Source organism: Kitasatospora sp. NPDC094016 (genome assembly GCF_040304045.1).
GTDB lineage: Bacteria > Actinomycetota > Actinomycetes > Streptomycetales > Streptomycetaceae > Kitasatospora.
In genome coordinates, this window is record NZ_JBEOUK010000004.1 from 151,814 (window position 1) to 166,182 (window position 14,369).

The following is a 14,369-nucleotide window of genomic DNA, read 5'->3' on the forward strand; positions in this document are numbered from 1 at the left end:
GGACCGAGCGTAAAGGAGCCGCTCAGTAGGCTGCTCGGTGAGCGAGAGGAACTGGCATGCGAGGCGGCCCGGGGCAGTTGCTGGCGGGGCGGTACCGGCTGACGGACCGTCCCGAACTCCTGCGGGCCCTGGCGGTGGACGACCGCACCGGGGAGTCCGTGCTGCTGCGCGGCCTGGAGCTGCCGGCGCTGCTGACCACCGGTCAGGACCTGGGCGGCGAGGTGCCCGCGCACGCCGACCGGCTGGTCCGCCGGGTGGCGGCGGTCGGCTCGTCCGCGCCGACCGGGCACCCCCGGCTGCTGCGCGGGCTCGGCGCCTTCGTCGAGGGCGAACTGCTGTGGACGGTGGAGGAGCGGTCGGGCGCCATGACGCTGGCGGACCTGGTGGCGGCCGGACCGGTGCCGCCCTACCGGGCGGCCGAACTGGCGGCGGACCTGGCCGGCGCGCTGCGGGCGCTGCACGAGGACGGGCTCGTGCACGGGAACCTGACCCCCGAGTCCGTGCTGGTCTGCGAGGACGGCGCGGCGATGCTCGGCGGGCTGCTGTCCGGAGTGGCGCAGGAGGCGCTGGCCGAGGACCTCGGCGGCCCGGGCGGGCGCCACCGGTACGACGTGCGGGCCACCCTGGTCGGCCCGGTGGCGGAGCGCTGGCCGCTGGACGGCGGCCCGACGGGCGACTGCTGGGCGCTCGGGGTGCTGGTGCAGCGGCTGGTCACCGGCCGCTCGCCGTTCCCGGACGGCGGCGTGCCGGAGCTGGTGTCGGCGGTCCGGGAGGGGCGGCGGGAGCCCGCAGCGGTCTGCGGGCCGCTGGCGCCGTTGGTCGAGCGGCTGCTGCAGCCCGACCCCTCGCTGCGGCCGACCGCCGAGGAGGTCCGCCGGGAGCTGGCGGCGCTGCTGGCGGGCGCGCCGGAGCCGGTCGACGAGACGGCGCGGGCGCTGGTGCTGAGACCGGAGGCCCCGCTGGTGCGGCGCCGACGCGGGCGGGGTGGTGGACGGGGGCGGCCGGAGGCCGTCGTGGGCGCGAACGTCGAGGTGGGCGCCGGGGTGGGCGCCGGGCGGCCGGACGAGGCGAGGCCGCCGCGGATACCTCCGGCGCTGCTCGGCCCGCTGCTGGTCGGGGGCGTGTTCCTGCTGCTGGTGCTGGGAGTGACCGCGGTGGTGCTGTTCGCAGGCTGACGGCCCCGCAGCGCCCCGGGCCGTCGGTCCGACGGGTGAGCGTGATTACCGGGGCTGGCAAGGTGCGCCTAATGTGTGCGTGGGATTTGTTCGAACAGTGGTCTGCACCAGGCCCTCCGTCGCTGTGACGGCAGACGGATGTGAGGGGGAGTGGTCGCCGATGGGCGTGCAGGACCGGCCGGAGACGGCCGAGACGGAGCGGCTGCTGGCCGGGCGGTACGAGCTGGGCGACCGGCTCGGCCGCGGTGGGATGGGGACCGTCTGGCGGGCCTGGGACCGGATGCTGAACCGCGAGGTCGCGGTCAAGGAACTGACCGTCAACCACCTGCCCGAGGACGAGCTGCAGATCCTGCACGCCCGGATGAAGCGGGAGGCCAGCGCGGCCGCCCGGATCAAGCACCCCGGCGTGATCACGGTGCACGACGTGCTGGAGCAGGACGGCCGGCCGTGGATCGTCATGGAGCTGGTGGACGGCCGCTCGCTGGCCGACGTGATCAGCCAGGACGGCACCCTGCAGCCGCGCGCCGTCGCCGAGGTCGGCAGCCAGGTGCTCGCCGCACTGCACCGCGGCCACCAACTCGGCGTCCTGCACCGCGACGTGAAGCCGGCCAACGTGCTGCTGGAGCGCGGCACCGGGCGGGTGGTGCTGCTGGACTTCGGCATCGCGACGTACGAGGGTTCGGCCGAACTGACCCGGCCGGGCGACCTGGTCGGCTCGCCGGACTACCTGGCGCCGGAGCTCGCCCAGGGCGAGCGGCCCGGGCCGGCCTCCGACCTGTGGGGCCTCGGGGCGACGCTGTACGCCGCGGTGGAGGGCCAGTCGCCGTTCCGCCGGACCTCGCCGATCACCACGCTGGCCGCCGTGGTGGGCGAGCCGCTGCCGGAGCCGCTCCGGGCCGGGCCGCTGGGCCCGGTCCTGGCCGCGCTGATGGCCAAGGACCCGGCCGAGCGACCGAACGCGGACGAGGCCGCCCGGATGCTGGACGAGGTGAAGGCCGGGCACACCATCGGCCTGAAGTCGGTGGCGCCGCTGCGCTCGCCCACCCGGTCGGTGCCGCTGGTGGACCGCAGCGAGCGCCCGGCGACGGAGGAGGACCACGCGGAGGTGGCCGCGCCGGGGACGACGGTGGAGGAGGCCGAGGAGCCGACCGGGGTGCGCCCGGCGGCCGTTCCGGACACCACCGGGGGCGTGGCCGACGAGGCGGCGGCGCTCACCGCCGAGGTCGCGCCGGTGGCGCACCCCGTCACGCCCGCGCGCGGGCCGGCCAAGCGCCGCAGCACCCTGAAGATCGTCGTGATCGCGGTGGCCGTCGGCCTGCTGGCGGCCGGCGCGACCTTTCTCGCCACCCGGAACACCACCACCGGGCACGCCGCCGCCTCCACGGTCGACGAGCCCGTACCGACCGCCTCCACCAGCCCGGACCCCAGCGGTGACGCCAGCCCGGGGCCGGCGGCGCCCAGCGGCTACCACTGGGTCGACGACCCGGCCGGCTTCCGCTTCCCGCTTCCCTCGGGCAGCCCGGCCTGGCAGCGCAGCGCCACGCCCGACAACCAGGTCTACTACAGCCCCGACAACAAGGTGCACTACCTGCAGTTCGCGGTCACCGTCGGCCAGTCGGTCAAGCCGCTGGACCACCTGCGGCAGATGGAGGCCACCGTCTCCAAGAACCTGAAGGACTACAAGCAGCACAAGATGACCGGCGTCGCGGTGAACGGCCACGAGGCGGCCGTCTGGGAGTTCAGCTACCTCGCCAAGGAGGGCGGCCGGCGCCGGGCGGTCGAGGCCGAGTTCATCGACGACGACGGCACCAGCTACGCGATCTACTCGTCCAGCCCGGACCGGGGCAACGAGTGGAACGAGGCGGAGCAGCGCTTCAACGCGGTGCTGCACTACTTCGCGCCGACCCGCTGACCGGGGGGTGCCCGCTCCACCCGGCCGCGGCAGATTCTTGTTACCGACGGGTACCGGACCGGCCGCCGAGCGCCTAGGCTGCGCCGTATGTCGGACCTCACAGCAGGCGCAGCGGCCACCGAACACCCCGCGACCGGGAACCCGCCCGCCCCCGGCGGGGGCCGGACCGTCGCGGCGGCCGTCCCGCCGTCCCTGGTCGCCCGGCTGGCCGCCGGCGTCACCGCCACCGGCGAGCCCAGCCTGGTGGAGACCGTCGCCCCGCTGACCGGCGAGCGGCTGGCGAGCCTGCCGCAGTCCACCCCGGCCGACGTCGAGGTCGCCTTCGAGCTGGCCCGCCGCGCCCAGACGGCCTGGGCCGCGCTGCCGGTGCGCCGCCGCGCGGCCGTCCTGCTGCGCTTCCACGACCTGCTGCTCAAGCGGCAGGACGAGGTGCTGGACCTCGTCCAGGCCGAGACCGGCAAGGCCCGGCTGCACGCCTTCGAGGAGGTGCTGGCCGCCGCCATGGCCGCCCGGCACTACGGGCGGGCCGCGCACGGCTACCTCCGGGACAAGCGGCGCGGCGGGGCGCTGCCGGTGCTCACCCACGCGGTCGAGGCCCGTCGGCCCAAGGGCGTGATCGGCCACATCTCGCCCTGGAACTACCCGCTGGAGCTGTCCGTCGGCGACGTCCTGCCCGCCTTCGCGGCCGGCAACGCCGTGGTCAACAAGCCGGACACGCAGACCGCGCTGACCGCGCTGTGGGCCCGCGAGCTGCTGATCGAGGCCGGGCTGCCCGCCGACCTGTGGCAGGTCGTGATCGGCGACGGCCCGGTGATCGGCCCCGCCGTGGTGGAGCACGCCGACTACGTCTCGTTCACCGGCTCCACCCGCACCGGCCGGGAGGTCGCCCAGCGCGCCGCCGCCCGGCTGGTCGGCGCCTCGCTCGAACTCGGCGGCAAGAACGCCATGCTGGTCCTCTCCGACGCCGACCTCGACCGGGCCGCCGCGGGCGCCGTGCGGGCCTGCTTCTCCTCCGCCGGGCAGCTGTGCATCTCGATCGAGCGGCTGCTGGTGCACCGCTCGGTGGCCGACGACTTCCTGGAGCGCTTCGCCGCCCGCACCCGGGCGCTGCGCCTCGGCGGCGGCCTCGCCTACGGCGCCGACATGGGCTCGCTGGTCTCCGTCCGCCAGCTGGAGACCACCACCCGGCACGTGGAGGAGGCGGTCAAGGCGGGCGCCACCGTGCTGGCCGGCGGCCGGGCCCGGCCCGACCTCGGCCCGTACTTCTTCGAGCCGACCATCCTCGACGGGGTGACCCCGGACATGGCGGTCTGCGGCGAGGAGACCTTCGGCCCGGTCGTCTCCGTCTACCGCTTCGACACCGACGACGAGGCGGTGGCCGCCGCCAACTCCACGCCGTACGGCCTGAACTCCAGCGTCTGGACCAGGGACACCCGGCGCGGCCGGGCGGTCGGGGCCCGGCTGCGCACCGGCACGGTCAACGTCAACGAAGCCTACGCGGCCGCGTACGGCTCGATCGGCTCGCCGATGGGCGGCATGGGCGACTCCGGGCTCGGCCGCCGCCACGGCGCCGAGGGCATCCTGCGCTTCACCGAGGCGCAGACCGTCGCGACCCAGCGGCTGATGCCGATCGCGCCCTCGTTCGGGCTGGACGACCGGCAGTTCGCCGCGGTGATGACCGGCGGGCTGCGGGTGCTGAAGGCGCTGCGGTTCAAGTAGCCGTCCCGGCCCGTCCGATCCGGCTGTCCCGCGGTCGGGTTCCGTCCCGCGGTCGGGTTCCGTCCCGCAGTCAGGTTCGCCCGTCCCGCAGTCAGGTTCGCGTCCCGAAGGAGCAGTGGCAGATGGTGGAGTCCGACGGTGCGGCGGAGTTCGACTACGACGTGGTCGTGGTCGGCTCCGGCTTCGGCGGTTCGGTCGCCGCGCTGCGGCTGACCGAGAAGGGCTACCGGGTCGCCGTCCTGGAGGCCGGCCGGCGCTTCGAGCGGGACGAACTGCCCAGGAACTCCTGGGACCTGCCGAACTACCTGTGGGCGCCGAAGCTCGGCCTCTACGGCATCCAGCGGATCCACCTGCTGGCCAACGTGCTGATCCTGGCCGGCGCCGGGGTCGGCGGCGGCTCGCTGAACTACGCCAACACCCTGTACGTGCCGCCGAAGGCCTTCTTCGAGGACCGCCAGTGGCGCCACATCACCGACTGGCAGGAGGAGTTGGCGCCGTTCTACGACCAGGCGCAGCGGATGCTCGGGGTCCGGCTCAACCCGACCGTCACCCCCTCCGACGTGCACCTCAAGGCCGCCGCCGAGCAGATGGGGGTGGGCGACACCTTCCACATGGCGCCGGTCGGGGTCTTCTTCGGGGACGGCCAGGACGCCGGCGGCAGGGCCGAGGCGGCGCCCGGGGACGAGGTCGCCGACCCGTACTTCGGCGGTGCCGGGCCGGCCCGCAAGGCCTGCGTGGAGTGCGGTGAGTGCATGACCGGCTGCCGGCACGGGGCCAAGAACATGCTCACCGAGAACTACCTGCACCTGGCCGAGCGGGGCGGTGCCGAGATCCACCCGCTCACCACGGTGGCGCGGATTCGGGAGCTCCCCGGCGCCGACGGGAGCCGCGGCTACGCGGTGGACGTGCGCCGGACCGACTCCCGCTCCCGCACCGACCGGGTGAAGGCGGGCGCGCGGACCATCACCGCCGCCCGGGTGGTGGTCGCGGCCGGGACGTACGGCACCCAGTCGCTGCTGCACCGGATGCGTGACGGGGGGCACCTGCCCCGGATCTCCGCCCGGCTCGGCGAGCTGACCCGCACCAACTCCGAGGCGCTGGTGGGCGCGCAGACCACCGACCGGCGCTACGGTAGCCGGGTGGACTTCACCAAGGGCGTGGCGATCACCTCCTCGATCCACCCGGACGCCAGCACCCACATCGAGCCGGTCCGCTACGGCAAGGGCTCCAACGCGATGGGCGCGCTGTCGATAGCCCAGGTCAAGGGCGGCGGACGGGCTCCGCGCTGGCTGCGCTACCTGGGCGGGTCGGTGCGCCACCCGGTGACCTTCGCCCGCTCGATGAACCAGCACCGCTGGTCCGAGAAGACGATCATCGGCCTGGTGATGCAGTCGCTGGACAACTCGATCACCGTCTCGCTGAAGAAGGACCTGCTCGGCAAGAGCCGGCTCACCTCCGCCCAGGGCCACGGCGCCCCCAACCCGACCTGGATCCCGGCCGCCGAGCAGGGCGCCCAGGCGCTGGCCGAGCAGATCAACGGCTTCGCGGGCAGCAGCGCCGGCGAGATCTTCGACATCCCGATGACCGCCCACTTCCTCGGCGGCTGCCCGATCGGCGACGCCCCCGAGACCGGCGTGGTCGACCCCTACCACCGGCTGTACGGCCACCCGGGGATCAGCGTGGTCGACGGCGCGGCCGTCTCCGCCAACCTCGGGGTGAACCCCTCGCTGACCATCACCGCGCAGGCCGAGCGCGCCATGTCGATGTGGCCCAACAAGGGCGAGGCGGACCGCCGCCCGGCCCAGGACGAGGCCTACCGGCGGGTCGCCCCGGTGGCGCCGGCCCGGCCGGCCGTCCCGCAGGACGCGTTCGGCGCGCTCCGGCTTCCGCTGCTGCCCGTCCCGGAGGTCCCGAAGAAGCGGGGCTGAGCAGGCCTCGACGGGCCAACCCGCCCGGCTCGGTACCCGGTTGACATGCGTTCGGATCCGATGGGATAAACGGGCTTTCTGGGGGACCAGGAACTCGTCGAGCGGGGGGAAACCGGTCCATGGCCATCTGCGCATCGTGCGGCGCGGCATCGGTGGAAGGGGCGTCCGCGTGCGTCTCGTGCGGGCGGCCGCTGACGCCGCCCCCGCCGACGGCCGCCATGCCCGCGGTACCTCCCGTCGTACCGCCTGCTGTTCCGCCCGCCGTACCGCCTCCGCCGGCGTACGGTTCGCCGTCCGCCGCGCCCGGGTACCCGCCTCCGCCGCCCGGCTACGGTCCGCCGCCCGGGTACGGCCCGGGCCACCCGCAGCCCGCCGGGCCGCCCACGCTGGGCAGTTGGGGCGCCGGGCGGCCGCACGACCCGCGGGCCGGTCGGCCGTCCGTGCTGAGCCGGCTGCTCGGCGCGGACTGGCGCCCGGCGCTCCTGGTCGCCGCCGCCCCGACCGCCGTGCTGCTGCTGGCGGCGCTGATCGTGGCGGTCCCGAGCGACTACCGGTACGCCTACCTGGTCCGGGCGCCCGGGTTCGGCGAGCGCTTCGGCGCCGCCCTGTCGATGGCGCTGAGCGCGCTCGGCGCGCCGTTCAAGCTCGGGTACACCAGCGCGCTGCGACGCGGCGACGCGCAGGGCATGGACGCGCTGCTCCGGGCGGTGCCGCTGACGGTCACCGTGCTGTGGGCGCTGGCGCTCTGGCTCGGCCTGCGGACCGCGGCGCGCCGCCGCCGGGCCGCCGGCCTCCAGCTCACCCGGGCCCAGGCCGCGGGCGAGGCGCTGCGCACCGCGGTGGTCCTGGCGGCGGTGACCGCGCTGCTCGGGTTGGCCGGCGGGGCGTCCTGGGAGCCGCAGCGCACCGGCCTCGTCGGCCGCGCCCTCGGGGTGACGTACACCGTGGACTCCGGCTGGCCGGAGGCGGTCGGCTGGACCGCCCTGCTCGCCGCGCTGACGGCCTTCGCCGTCCACGGCACCGACGCGCTGCGCTGGGCCGCCTGGCGCAGCCGGGCGGTGCGCGGCTGGGCGGTCGCCGCGCTCACGGCCGGCCGGGCGCTGGCACTGTCACTGGGCCTGGCCTCGGTGACGGGCTTCGTGCTGGTCGCCGTCAACAGCGACGAGGGCTGGCAGACCCCGGTCTCGGCGGCCTTCCTGCCCAACCTCGGCCTGGGCCTGCTCGGCCTGGGCTCGGGGGCGACCTTGCAGGCGTTCAGCGGGGCGAGCGGCGGGGCGAGCGACGCCGCGGTCGCGATCGGCGGCGCCTGGCAGGACACCCCCGACAGCATGGAGCTCTCCTTCTTCGACCTGCACGGCCAGACCGCCGACTGGCGCTGGACCGGCCTGCTGGCCCTCGCCACGGCGGCCGTCCTCGGCTGGTCGGCGTACCGGCGGCGGCTGGACGCGGCCGACCGGCTCCGGCTGGCGGCCGTCCACGCCGTGGCGCTCACCGCGCTGATGGCGGTGGGCGGCGCGCTGATGACGACCTCGACGCCCTCGGCGGTCGCGGGGTGGGACACCTTCGCGAACCGGACCGCGCTGTCCCGGGACACCTCGATCGACCTGGGCTTCGCCAGCGTGCTGGTGGCCGACCTGGTCTGGGCGGCGATCGGCGCGCTGCTGGTGCCGCCGCTGCTGGCGGCCGTCCGCGGCCGGGGCGCGGTGGCCCGCGAGGACGCCTACGGCGCGCCCCCGTACGGTGCGGTGCCGTACGGTGCGGTGCCGTCGCCGGGGGCGCCGTACGAGGCCGGGCCGGAGCCGCAGCCGTACGCCTCCGGGGCGGGGGTGGGCGACGTGGTCGGCTCGGACGACGTGCCGCTGGTGCCTCCGCCCGGGGCGCCGGCCGAGGAGCCGGTCGATCCGAGCGTCTGGCGCAAGCAGCCCTGAGCCGGGCAGCCGTGAGCCGGGCAGCCGTGAGCGGCCCGGACAGGGCAAAGGGCCCCGCGGGGGAACGGGGCCCTTTGTCGCTCAGCACGCGGCGTCAGGGCTGCGCCGGTGCTGGGGGTGACGGCGCCGGGGGAGGGGCGCCGTCGGGTCGGTCGGCTCAGGGGCCGCGCCGTCGCGGGCCGGCGTGGGTGGCCGGTGGCGCGGGGCGCGCACGCTCGCGGTGCGGCGGGTCGGCGCGCAGGTCTGCGCCGGGCCTTCGCTCACGGAGCGTGAGGTGGCGTACGGGGCTGTCGCCCAGTGCAGCGGCAGCGGTCGGGGTCTCCGCGGTGAGCCTTCCGGCCGCCGGGAGAACCGCTTCCACGCAGCATCGTGCTGGACGAAGGGCTTGCTCTGCAACCGATTCGGCATAGTTCGGCCCAGCGCATTTGGTGCGGGTGCCGACTCCCCGGTGTGGGCCGGGCATGGGTGCGGGCCCCGTTCCGCCCCGTCGGGCGGTTGCGGGCAGGTGCCGACGCGAGGCGTCGATGATCACGGTGCGTAGCGGTGTGGGTGGCTGCGGCGCACGGGGACGCGCGTAGCGGCGCGGGACGGGAAAGGGTGTGCGCCCGGGTGTGCCCGGCTCGCGGCGGGGGGTGCGACGACCGGCCCGGGCGTCCCCGGGGACCGGCCGCCCCACCTCTCGGTCCAGTCGCGGCCGGGGTCGCTGTCCCCTGCTGTCCGGCCGCGGCACCCGCGCACGGTCCCACGGCACCGCGCTCCCGGCGGGGCCGGGGCGGCGGTGCCACATGCGCCGGTGGACTGGGATGAAGCTCCACGCGTGGTCCTGCAGTCCGTACGGCGGCGCCCCTGGCCGGGGCGAAGGCGGCGCGTCTGGCGGGCGCGGCGCGGTCGTACGGTCGTCTGAAGCAACGAAAGGCGGCCCCGTCCGGTCACGGTCGTTTGGACGGGCAGACGAGTGAAACCGGACAGCCCGGTAGAATCGGTGTCCAGACACCCCCACCCGTCGCCGCCGCGGCCCCCGCCGGGGAAGCGGTTCGGTGTGACACCTCTCGTACCGCTGCCGGAAGGCCGTCTGTGTCCTCTGCAATTCCCGTCCAGTCCGCGCCGGACAACGACACCGTCCTGGTGGTCGACTTCGGCGCCCAGTACGCCCAGCTCATCGCCCGTCGGGTGCGTGAGGCGCGGGTCTACAGCGAGATCGTGCCGAGCAGCATGCCGGTCGCCGAGATGCTCGCCAAGAACCCGAAGGCGATCATCCTCTCCGGCGGTCCGTCGTCGGTCTACGAAGAGGGTGCGCCGCAGCTCGACCGCGCGATCTTCGAGGCCGGGGTCCCGGTCTTCGGCATGTGCTACGGCTTCCAGCTGATGGCCAAGACCCTCGGTGGCACGGTCGACAACACCGGCGCCCGCGAGTACGGCCGCACCCCGCTGACCGTCAGCCGCACCGGCTCCACCCTGTTCGAGGGCGTTCCGGCGGAGCACTCGGTGTGGATGTCGCACGGCGACGCCTGCTCCGCCGCCCCGGAGGGCTTCACCGTCACCGCGTCCACCGCGGTGGTCCCGGTCGCGGCCTTCGAGAACGACGAGGCCCGCCTCTACGGCGTCCAGTACCACCCCGAGGTGCTGCACTCCGACCACGGCCAGCAGATCCTGGAGCACTTCCTCTACCGCGGCGCCGGCATCGCCCCGACCTGGACCACCGGCAGCGTGGTCGAGGAGCAGGTCGCGCTGATCCGCGCCCAGGTCGGCGAGAAGCGCGCGATCTGCGGCCTCTCCGGCGGCGTGGACTCCGCGGTCGCGGCGGCCCTGGTCAACAAGGCCATCGGCTCCAAGCTGACCTGCGTGTACGTCGACCACGGCCTGATGCGCAAGGGCGAGACCGAGCAGGTCGAGAAGGACTTCGTCGCGGCCACCGGCGTGCAGCTGAAGGTCGTCGACGCCGCGGAGCGCTTCCTGAACGCGCTGAAGGGGGTCACCGACCCCGAGGAGAAGCGCAAGATCATCGGCCGGGAGTTCATCCGGGTCTTCGAGCAGGCCCAGGCCGAGATCGTCGCCGAGGCCGGCGAGCACGGCGAGTCGGTCGACTTCCTGGTCCAGGGCACCCTGTACCCGGACGTGGTGGAGTCCGGCGGCGGCACCGGCACCGCCAACATCAAGTCCCACCACAACGTCGGCGGCCTGCCCGAGGACCTCCAGTTCCAGCTGGTCGAGCCGCTGCGCAAGCTGTTCAAGGACGAGGTCCGGATGGTCGGCCAGGAGCTCGGCCTGCCGGAGGAGATCGTCCAGCGCCAGCCGTTCCCGGGCCCGGGCCTGGGCATCCGGATCGTCGGCGAGGTCACCCAGGAGCGGCTGGACCTGCTCCGCGACGCCGACGCGATCGCCCGCGAGGAGCTGACCGCGGCCGGCCTGGACCGCGAGATCTGGCAGTGCCCGGTCGTGCTGCTCGCCGACGTGCGCAGCGTGGGCGTGCAGGGCGACGGCCGCACCTACGGTCACCCGATCGTGCTGCGCCCGGTCTCGTCCGAGGACGCCATGACCGCGGACTGGTCGCGCCTGCCGTACGACGTGCTGGCCAAGATCTCCACCCGGATCACCAACGAGGTCCGCGATGTGAACCGCGTCGTCGTCGACGTCACCAGCAAGCCGCCGGGCACCATCGAGTGGGAGTGACCCCTCCCGCCGGCCGCTGAGCCGCTGCTGAACGGCCGTGCCGTCGTTCCCGTACCAGGGAGCGGCGGCGCGGCCGTTCGCGGTGGGGCGGTCGCCGCCCGGGTGGGGACCTCCCACCGAAAGCGATCGGGAGCGGGCAGAATGCGGACCGGACCTGTCAGGGAGTGGCGGGCCGCGAGGGAAGGTGTGAGCGATGTCGGAGGCTGGCAACTCCGTGGCGGGTGACGGGGAAGCGGGCGAGGGGGGAGCGGCCGGCCTGGCCGACCGGGCGGCGCAGTGGAGGGCGTCCGCGTCCCGGTACGCGCTGCTGCCGCTGCGGCTCTTCCTCGGCGTCACCTTCGTGTACGCCGCCCTCGACAAACTGTCCGACGCGCACTACCTGGCCGGGGCGGCCGACCCGGCGTCGTTCGTCTCGCAGGCCCAGGCGGCCAGGGGCGGCAGCCCGATCTCCTTCCTGCTCGGCGCCGCCCTGGACGCGCCCACCCTGTTCGCGCTCGCCGTCGCCTTCGGTGAGCTGGCGGTCGGCCTCGGCACCCTGCTCGGCCTCTGGGGCCGGGTCGCGGCGCTCGGCGGCGCGCTGATCAACCTCAGCCTCTGGCTGTCCATCAGCTGGAGCGTCTCGCCCTACTACCTGGGCAACGACCTCGGCTACCTGATGGCCTGGACGCCGCTGCTGCTGGCCGGCACCCCGGACCTGTCGGTGGACGGCTACCTCGCCCGGCGGGCCGGCCGGGACCGGGGGCGCGGACTGGGCGAGGACCGCGTCAGGCGCCGGGCGCTGGTGGACGGCGGGATCGCCGCCGTCGCGATCGGCGGCGCCGGACTGCTCACCGGCTCGCTCACCCGCACCTTCGGCCGGGCCAAGCACTCCGCGCCCCAGCAGTCCGCGGCCCCGGCCACCACCCCGGCGCAGTCCGGACCGGCCCCCTCGGTGGCCGCCGCGAGCGTGCCGGTCGGCGGCTCGGCCCAGGTCAAGGACCCGGCCACCGGGGACGCCGTCTACATCGTGCAGCCCAAGGCGGGCCAGTACTGCGGCCTGTCCGCGGTGTGCACCCACTCCGGCTGCGCGGTCGACGCCCCGAAGAACGGCCAGCTGTACTGCCCCTGCCACGGTTCCCGGTTCGACGCCGCGACCGGCGCGGTGGTCAACGGGCCGGCGGTCAAGCCGCTGCCGAAGTACACCGTCACCCAGGACGGCGACAAGCTGAACCTCGGGCCGCTGCGGAGCTGAGCCCGGTCTCGGGCCAGGGCGGTTTCCGGGGGTCAGTCCCGGTGGTCGGTGCGGCCGCGCCGGGCGACCGCCGCGACCGCGCCGGCCAGGCCGCCGAGGCCGAGCACGATGAAGGTGACCGGGATGACGACCCGGCCGTTCACCGCCTGGTCGTTGAGCGCCGCGACCAGGTAGACCACCGCGATCGTGCTGAACAGCGCCCCCGCGATCAGCGAGAACAGGTCGAGCCGGTGCTTCCTCACTGCTGGACCACCTTGATGTTGCCGATCCCGACCGCGAGTTCGAGATCGAATGTGCCCTTGGACGGATGGCCGCTGCCGGGTGACAGCAGGTAGGTGTGGCGGCCGGTGCCGTTGTTGCGCTCACCGGGGGTGGAGACGTCGCCGAGGCCCACCTGGGCCACCAGGTTCACCGTCACGTCCGGCGGCAGGATGACGGTCAGCTCGCCGGCGCCGAGTTCGACCTTGCTGGTGAGGGTGCTCCCGGCCGGGTCGAGCCTGCTCAGGTCCAGCCGGAGCTGGCCGGCCCCCAGGGAGTACCGGGGGTGGAGCTCGGCCGAGGTGACGACGGTGAAGTCGCGCTGGCCGACGGCGTTGCGCATGGAGTTCGGGGAGTGGCCGACGAAGACCAGCGCCAGGGTGAGCAGCAGGCCCGTCACCGCGAGCTTGCGGGCCCGGCCGAACTTCGCGCCGAGCAGCAGCGTCAGGCCGATCACCAGCAGCGCGGTGGCCAGTACGGTCGCGCTCAGCACGGTGGCGTCGGTGTGGCCGGCCGAGACGGACCAGACCGCGGCACCCGCGCCGATCGCCAGCAGCAGGCCGAAGAAGCCGAGCGCGGACCGCTCCCGGGGGTGCCGGACGGCGGCGGGCCGGGGCCGGCCGGGCGGGCCGTCCTTGCGCAGCGGGTCGCCCGCGGGCAGGTCGGCGCGCTGCCACCAGGGCTGGGCCGGGCCGCCGGCCGGCGGCACCGGGGTGCCGAACGGCGGGGTGGGGCCGGCGCCGTACGGGTTGCGCTCGGGGTGGCGCGGGTCCCACAGGTAGCCGGTCGGGCCCGGGGCGGGGGAGTCGGCGGGCACCGTTCCGGCGGCGCGCTCGGCCGCGTGCCGGGCGCGGGCGGCCTCGTCGTCCTCCGGCCCGGACCACGGGTACGGGCCGTACTGGTCCCCGTCGGGGTAGTGGCGGTCGTACGGGCCGCCGCGGCGCCGGCGCCGCCGGCCGCGGCGGCGGTCCGGGTCGTAGCGCACCGCCAGGAAGACCAGGCCGGCGAGCAGCAGCAGCGGGAACAGCTGGTCGTCCTGGCCCATCGAGGAGAAGAACACCCCGGTGCCGATCACGGCCAGCAGCACCGCGCCGACCGACTGGCCGTCCACCCGGCCGGTGAGCACCCGCTGGAGTTCGGTGCGCCCGTGCCGGGTGCCGCCCCGGCCGTCCGGCACCGGCTCGGTGGGGACGATCAGCCAGGCCAGGCCGTACAGGAACAGCCCGAGGCCGCCGGAGAGGCAGAGCACCACGGTGACCACCCGGAAGACCACCGGGTCGATGTCCAGGTGCCGCCCGAGGCCGCCGCAGACGCCGGCCACCACGCGGTGGTGCTCGGTCCTGGTCAGCGGGGGGCGGTCCGGTTCCGGCGGGGCGGTGGGCCCGGTCTCCTGGATGCGGTGGTCGTCGGTCATGGGCACCATCCTCCCGGCTGCCCCGGGCCGGCCCAACCGGTGCGAGCCCTGCCCGGACCCTGACTTGTCCCTGAGAAGGGGTCAGGGGCACACCCTGATGCGTCCGCGTGCGCGGGCGTGGAACCATCGGTGGC

General features: G+C 75.2%; 9 protein-coding genes and 1 pseudogene. 8 read left to right on the forward strand and 2 right to left on the reverse strand.

The genetic code is table 11. From position 1 onward, the window contains the following. The first annotated feature begins 56 nt into the window (after nt 1-56). The 8 genes and pseudogenes from ABT015_RS05945 (at nt 57) to ABT015_RS05980 (ending at nt 12,563) form a co-directional block, all read left to right on the forward strand. Complete coding sequence (locus ABT015_RS05945) at nt 57-1,175, forward strand: protein kinase domain-containing protein (protein ID WP_350877171.1); 1,119 nt, start codon at nt 57-59, stop codon at nt 1,173-1,175. A gap of 160 nt (nt 1,176-1,335) precedes the next feature. Further along, nucleotides 1,336-3,087 carry a protein kinase domain-containing protein gene (locus tag ABT015_RS05950; RefSeq protein WP_350877173.1) on the forward strand — a complete coding sequence of 584 codons (1,752 nt, stop codon included), beginning with the start codon at nt 1,336-1,338 and terminating at the stop codon, nt 3,085-3,087. An 87-nt stretch (nt 3,088-3,174) separates the two neighbouring features. Further along, nucleotides 3,175-4,806, forward strand: coding sequence for a succinic semialdehyde dehydrogenase (locus tag ABT015_RS05955; RefSeq protein ID WP_350877175.1), 1,632 nt, complete (start codon nt 3,175-3,177; stop codon nt 4,804-4,806). 122 nt (nt 4,807-4,928) lie between these two features. Further along, nucleotides 4,929-6,734, forward strand: a complete 1,806-nt coding sequence (locus ABT015_RS05960; RefSeq protein WP_350877177.1) for a GMC oxidoreductase — start codon at nt 4,929-4,931, stop codon at nt 6,732-6,734. 440 nt (nt 6,735-7,174) lie between these two features. After that, entirely contained in the window at nt 7,175-8,662 is a 1,488-nt protein-coding gene (locus tag ABT015_RS05965) for a hypothetical protein (protein WP_350877179.1), read from the forward strand. Between the two features lie 1,074 nt (nt 8,663-9,736). Continuing rightward, complete coding sequence (gene guaA / locus ABT015_RS05970) at nt 9,737-11,332, forward strand: glutamine-hydrolyzing GMP synthase (protein ID WP_350877181.1); 1,596 nt, start codon at nt 9,737-9,739, stop codon at nt 11,330-11,332. A 193-nt stretch (nt 11,333-11,525) separates the two neighbouring features. Further along, nucleotides 11,526-12,065: pseudogene (locus tag ABT015_RS05975) on the forward strand (DoxX family membrane protein); the annotation flags it as partial. 213 nt (nt 12,066-12,278) lie between these two features. Further along, a complete protein-coding gene (locus tag ABT015_RS05980) occupies nt 12,279-12,563 on the forward strand; it encodes a Rieske (2Fe-2S) protein (RefSeq protein WP_350877402.1) in 285 nt (94 codons plus the stop codon). A gap of 32 nt (nt 12,564-12,595) precedes the next feature. On the opposite strand, the gene ABT015_RS05985 is transcribed toward ABT015_RS05980, so the two are convergent. Together ABT015_RS05985 and ABT015_RS05990 are read right to left on the reverse strand one after the other, a co-directional pair. Beyond that, on the reverse strand, nt 12,596-12,805 hold the full coding sequence (locus tag ABT015_RS05985) for a hypothetical protein (protein WP_350877183.1): 210 nt from the start codon (nt 12,803-12,805) through the stop codon (nt 12,596-12,598). Further along, the gene (locus ABT015_RS05990; RefSeq protein ID WP_350877185.1) at nt 12,802-14,235 is read right to left on the reverse strand and encodes a PspC domain-containing protein; all 1,434 of its coding nucleotides are present in this window, start codon (nt 14,233-14,235) and stop codon (nt 12,802-12,804) included. Before ABT015_RS05990 ends, ABT015_RS05985 begins: the two co-directional genes overlap by 4 nt. Nucleotides 14,236-14,369 lie beyond the last annotated feature (134 nt).

Bases quoted from the DNA above. Each gene is read 5' to 3' on its own strand.
- ABT015_RS05955 (WP_350877175.1), top strand. From the start codon at position 3,175: ATGTCGGACCTCACAGCAGGCGCAGCGGCCACCGAACACCCCGCGACC.
- ABT015_RS05950 (WP_350877173.1), top strand. From the start codon at position 1,336: ATGGGCGTGCAGGACCGGCCGGAGACGGCCGAGACGGAGCGGCTGCTG.
- ABT015_RS05990 (WP_350877185.1), bottom strand. From the start codon at position 14,235: ATGACCGACGACCACCGCATCCAGGAGACCGGGCCCACCGCCCCGCCG.
- ABT015_RS05945 (WP_350877171.1), top strand. From the start codon at position 57: ATGCGAGGCGGCCCGGGGCAGTTGCTGGCGGGGCGGTACCGGCTGACG.
- ABT015_RS05960 (WP_350877177.1), top strand. From the start codon at position 4,929: ATGGTGGAGTCCGACGGTGCGGCGGAGTTCGACTACGACGTGGTCGTG.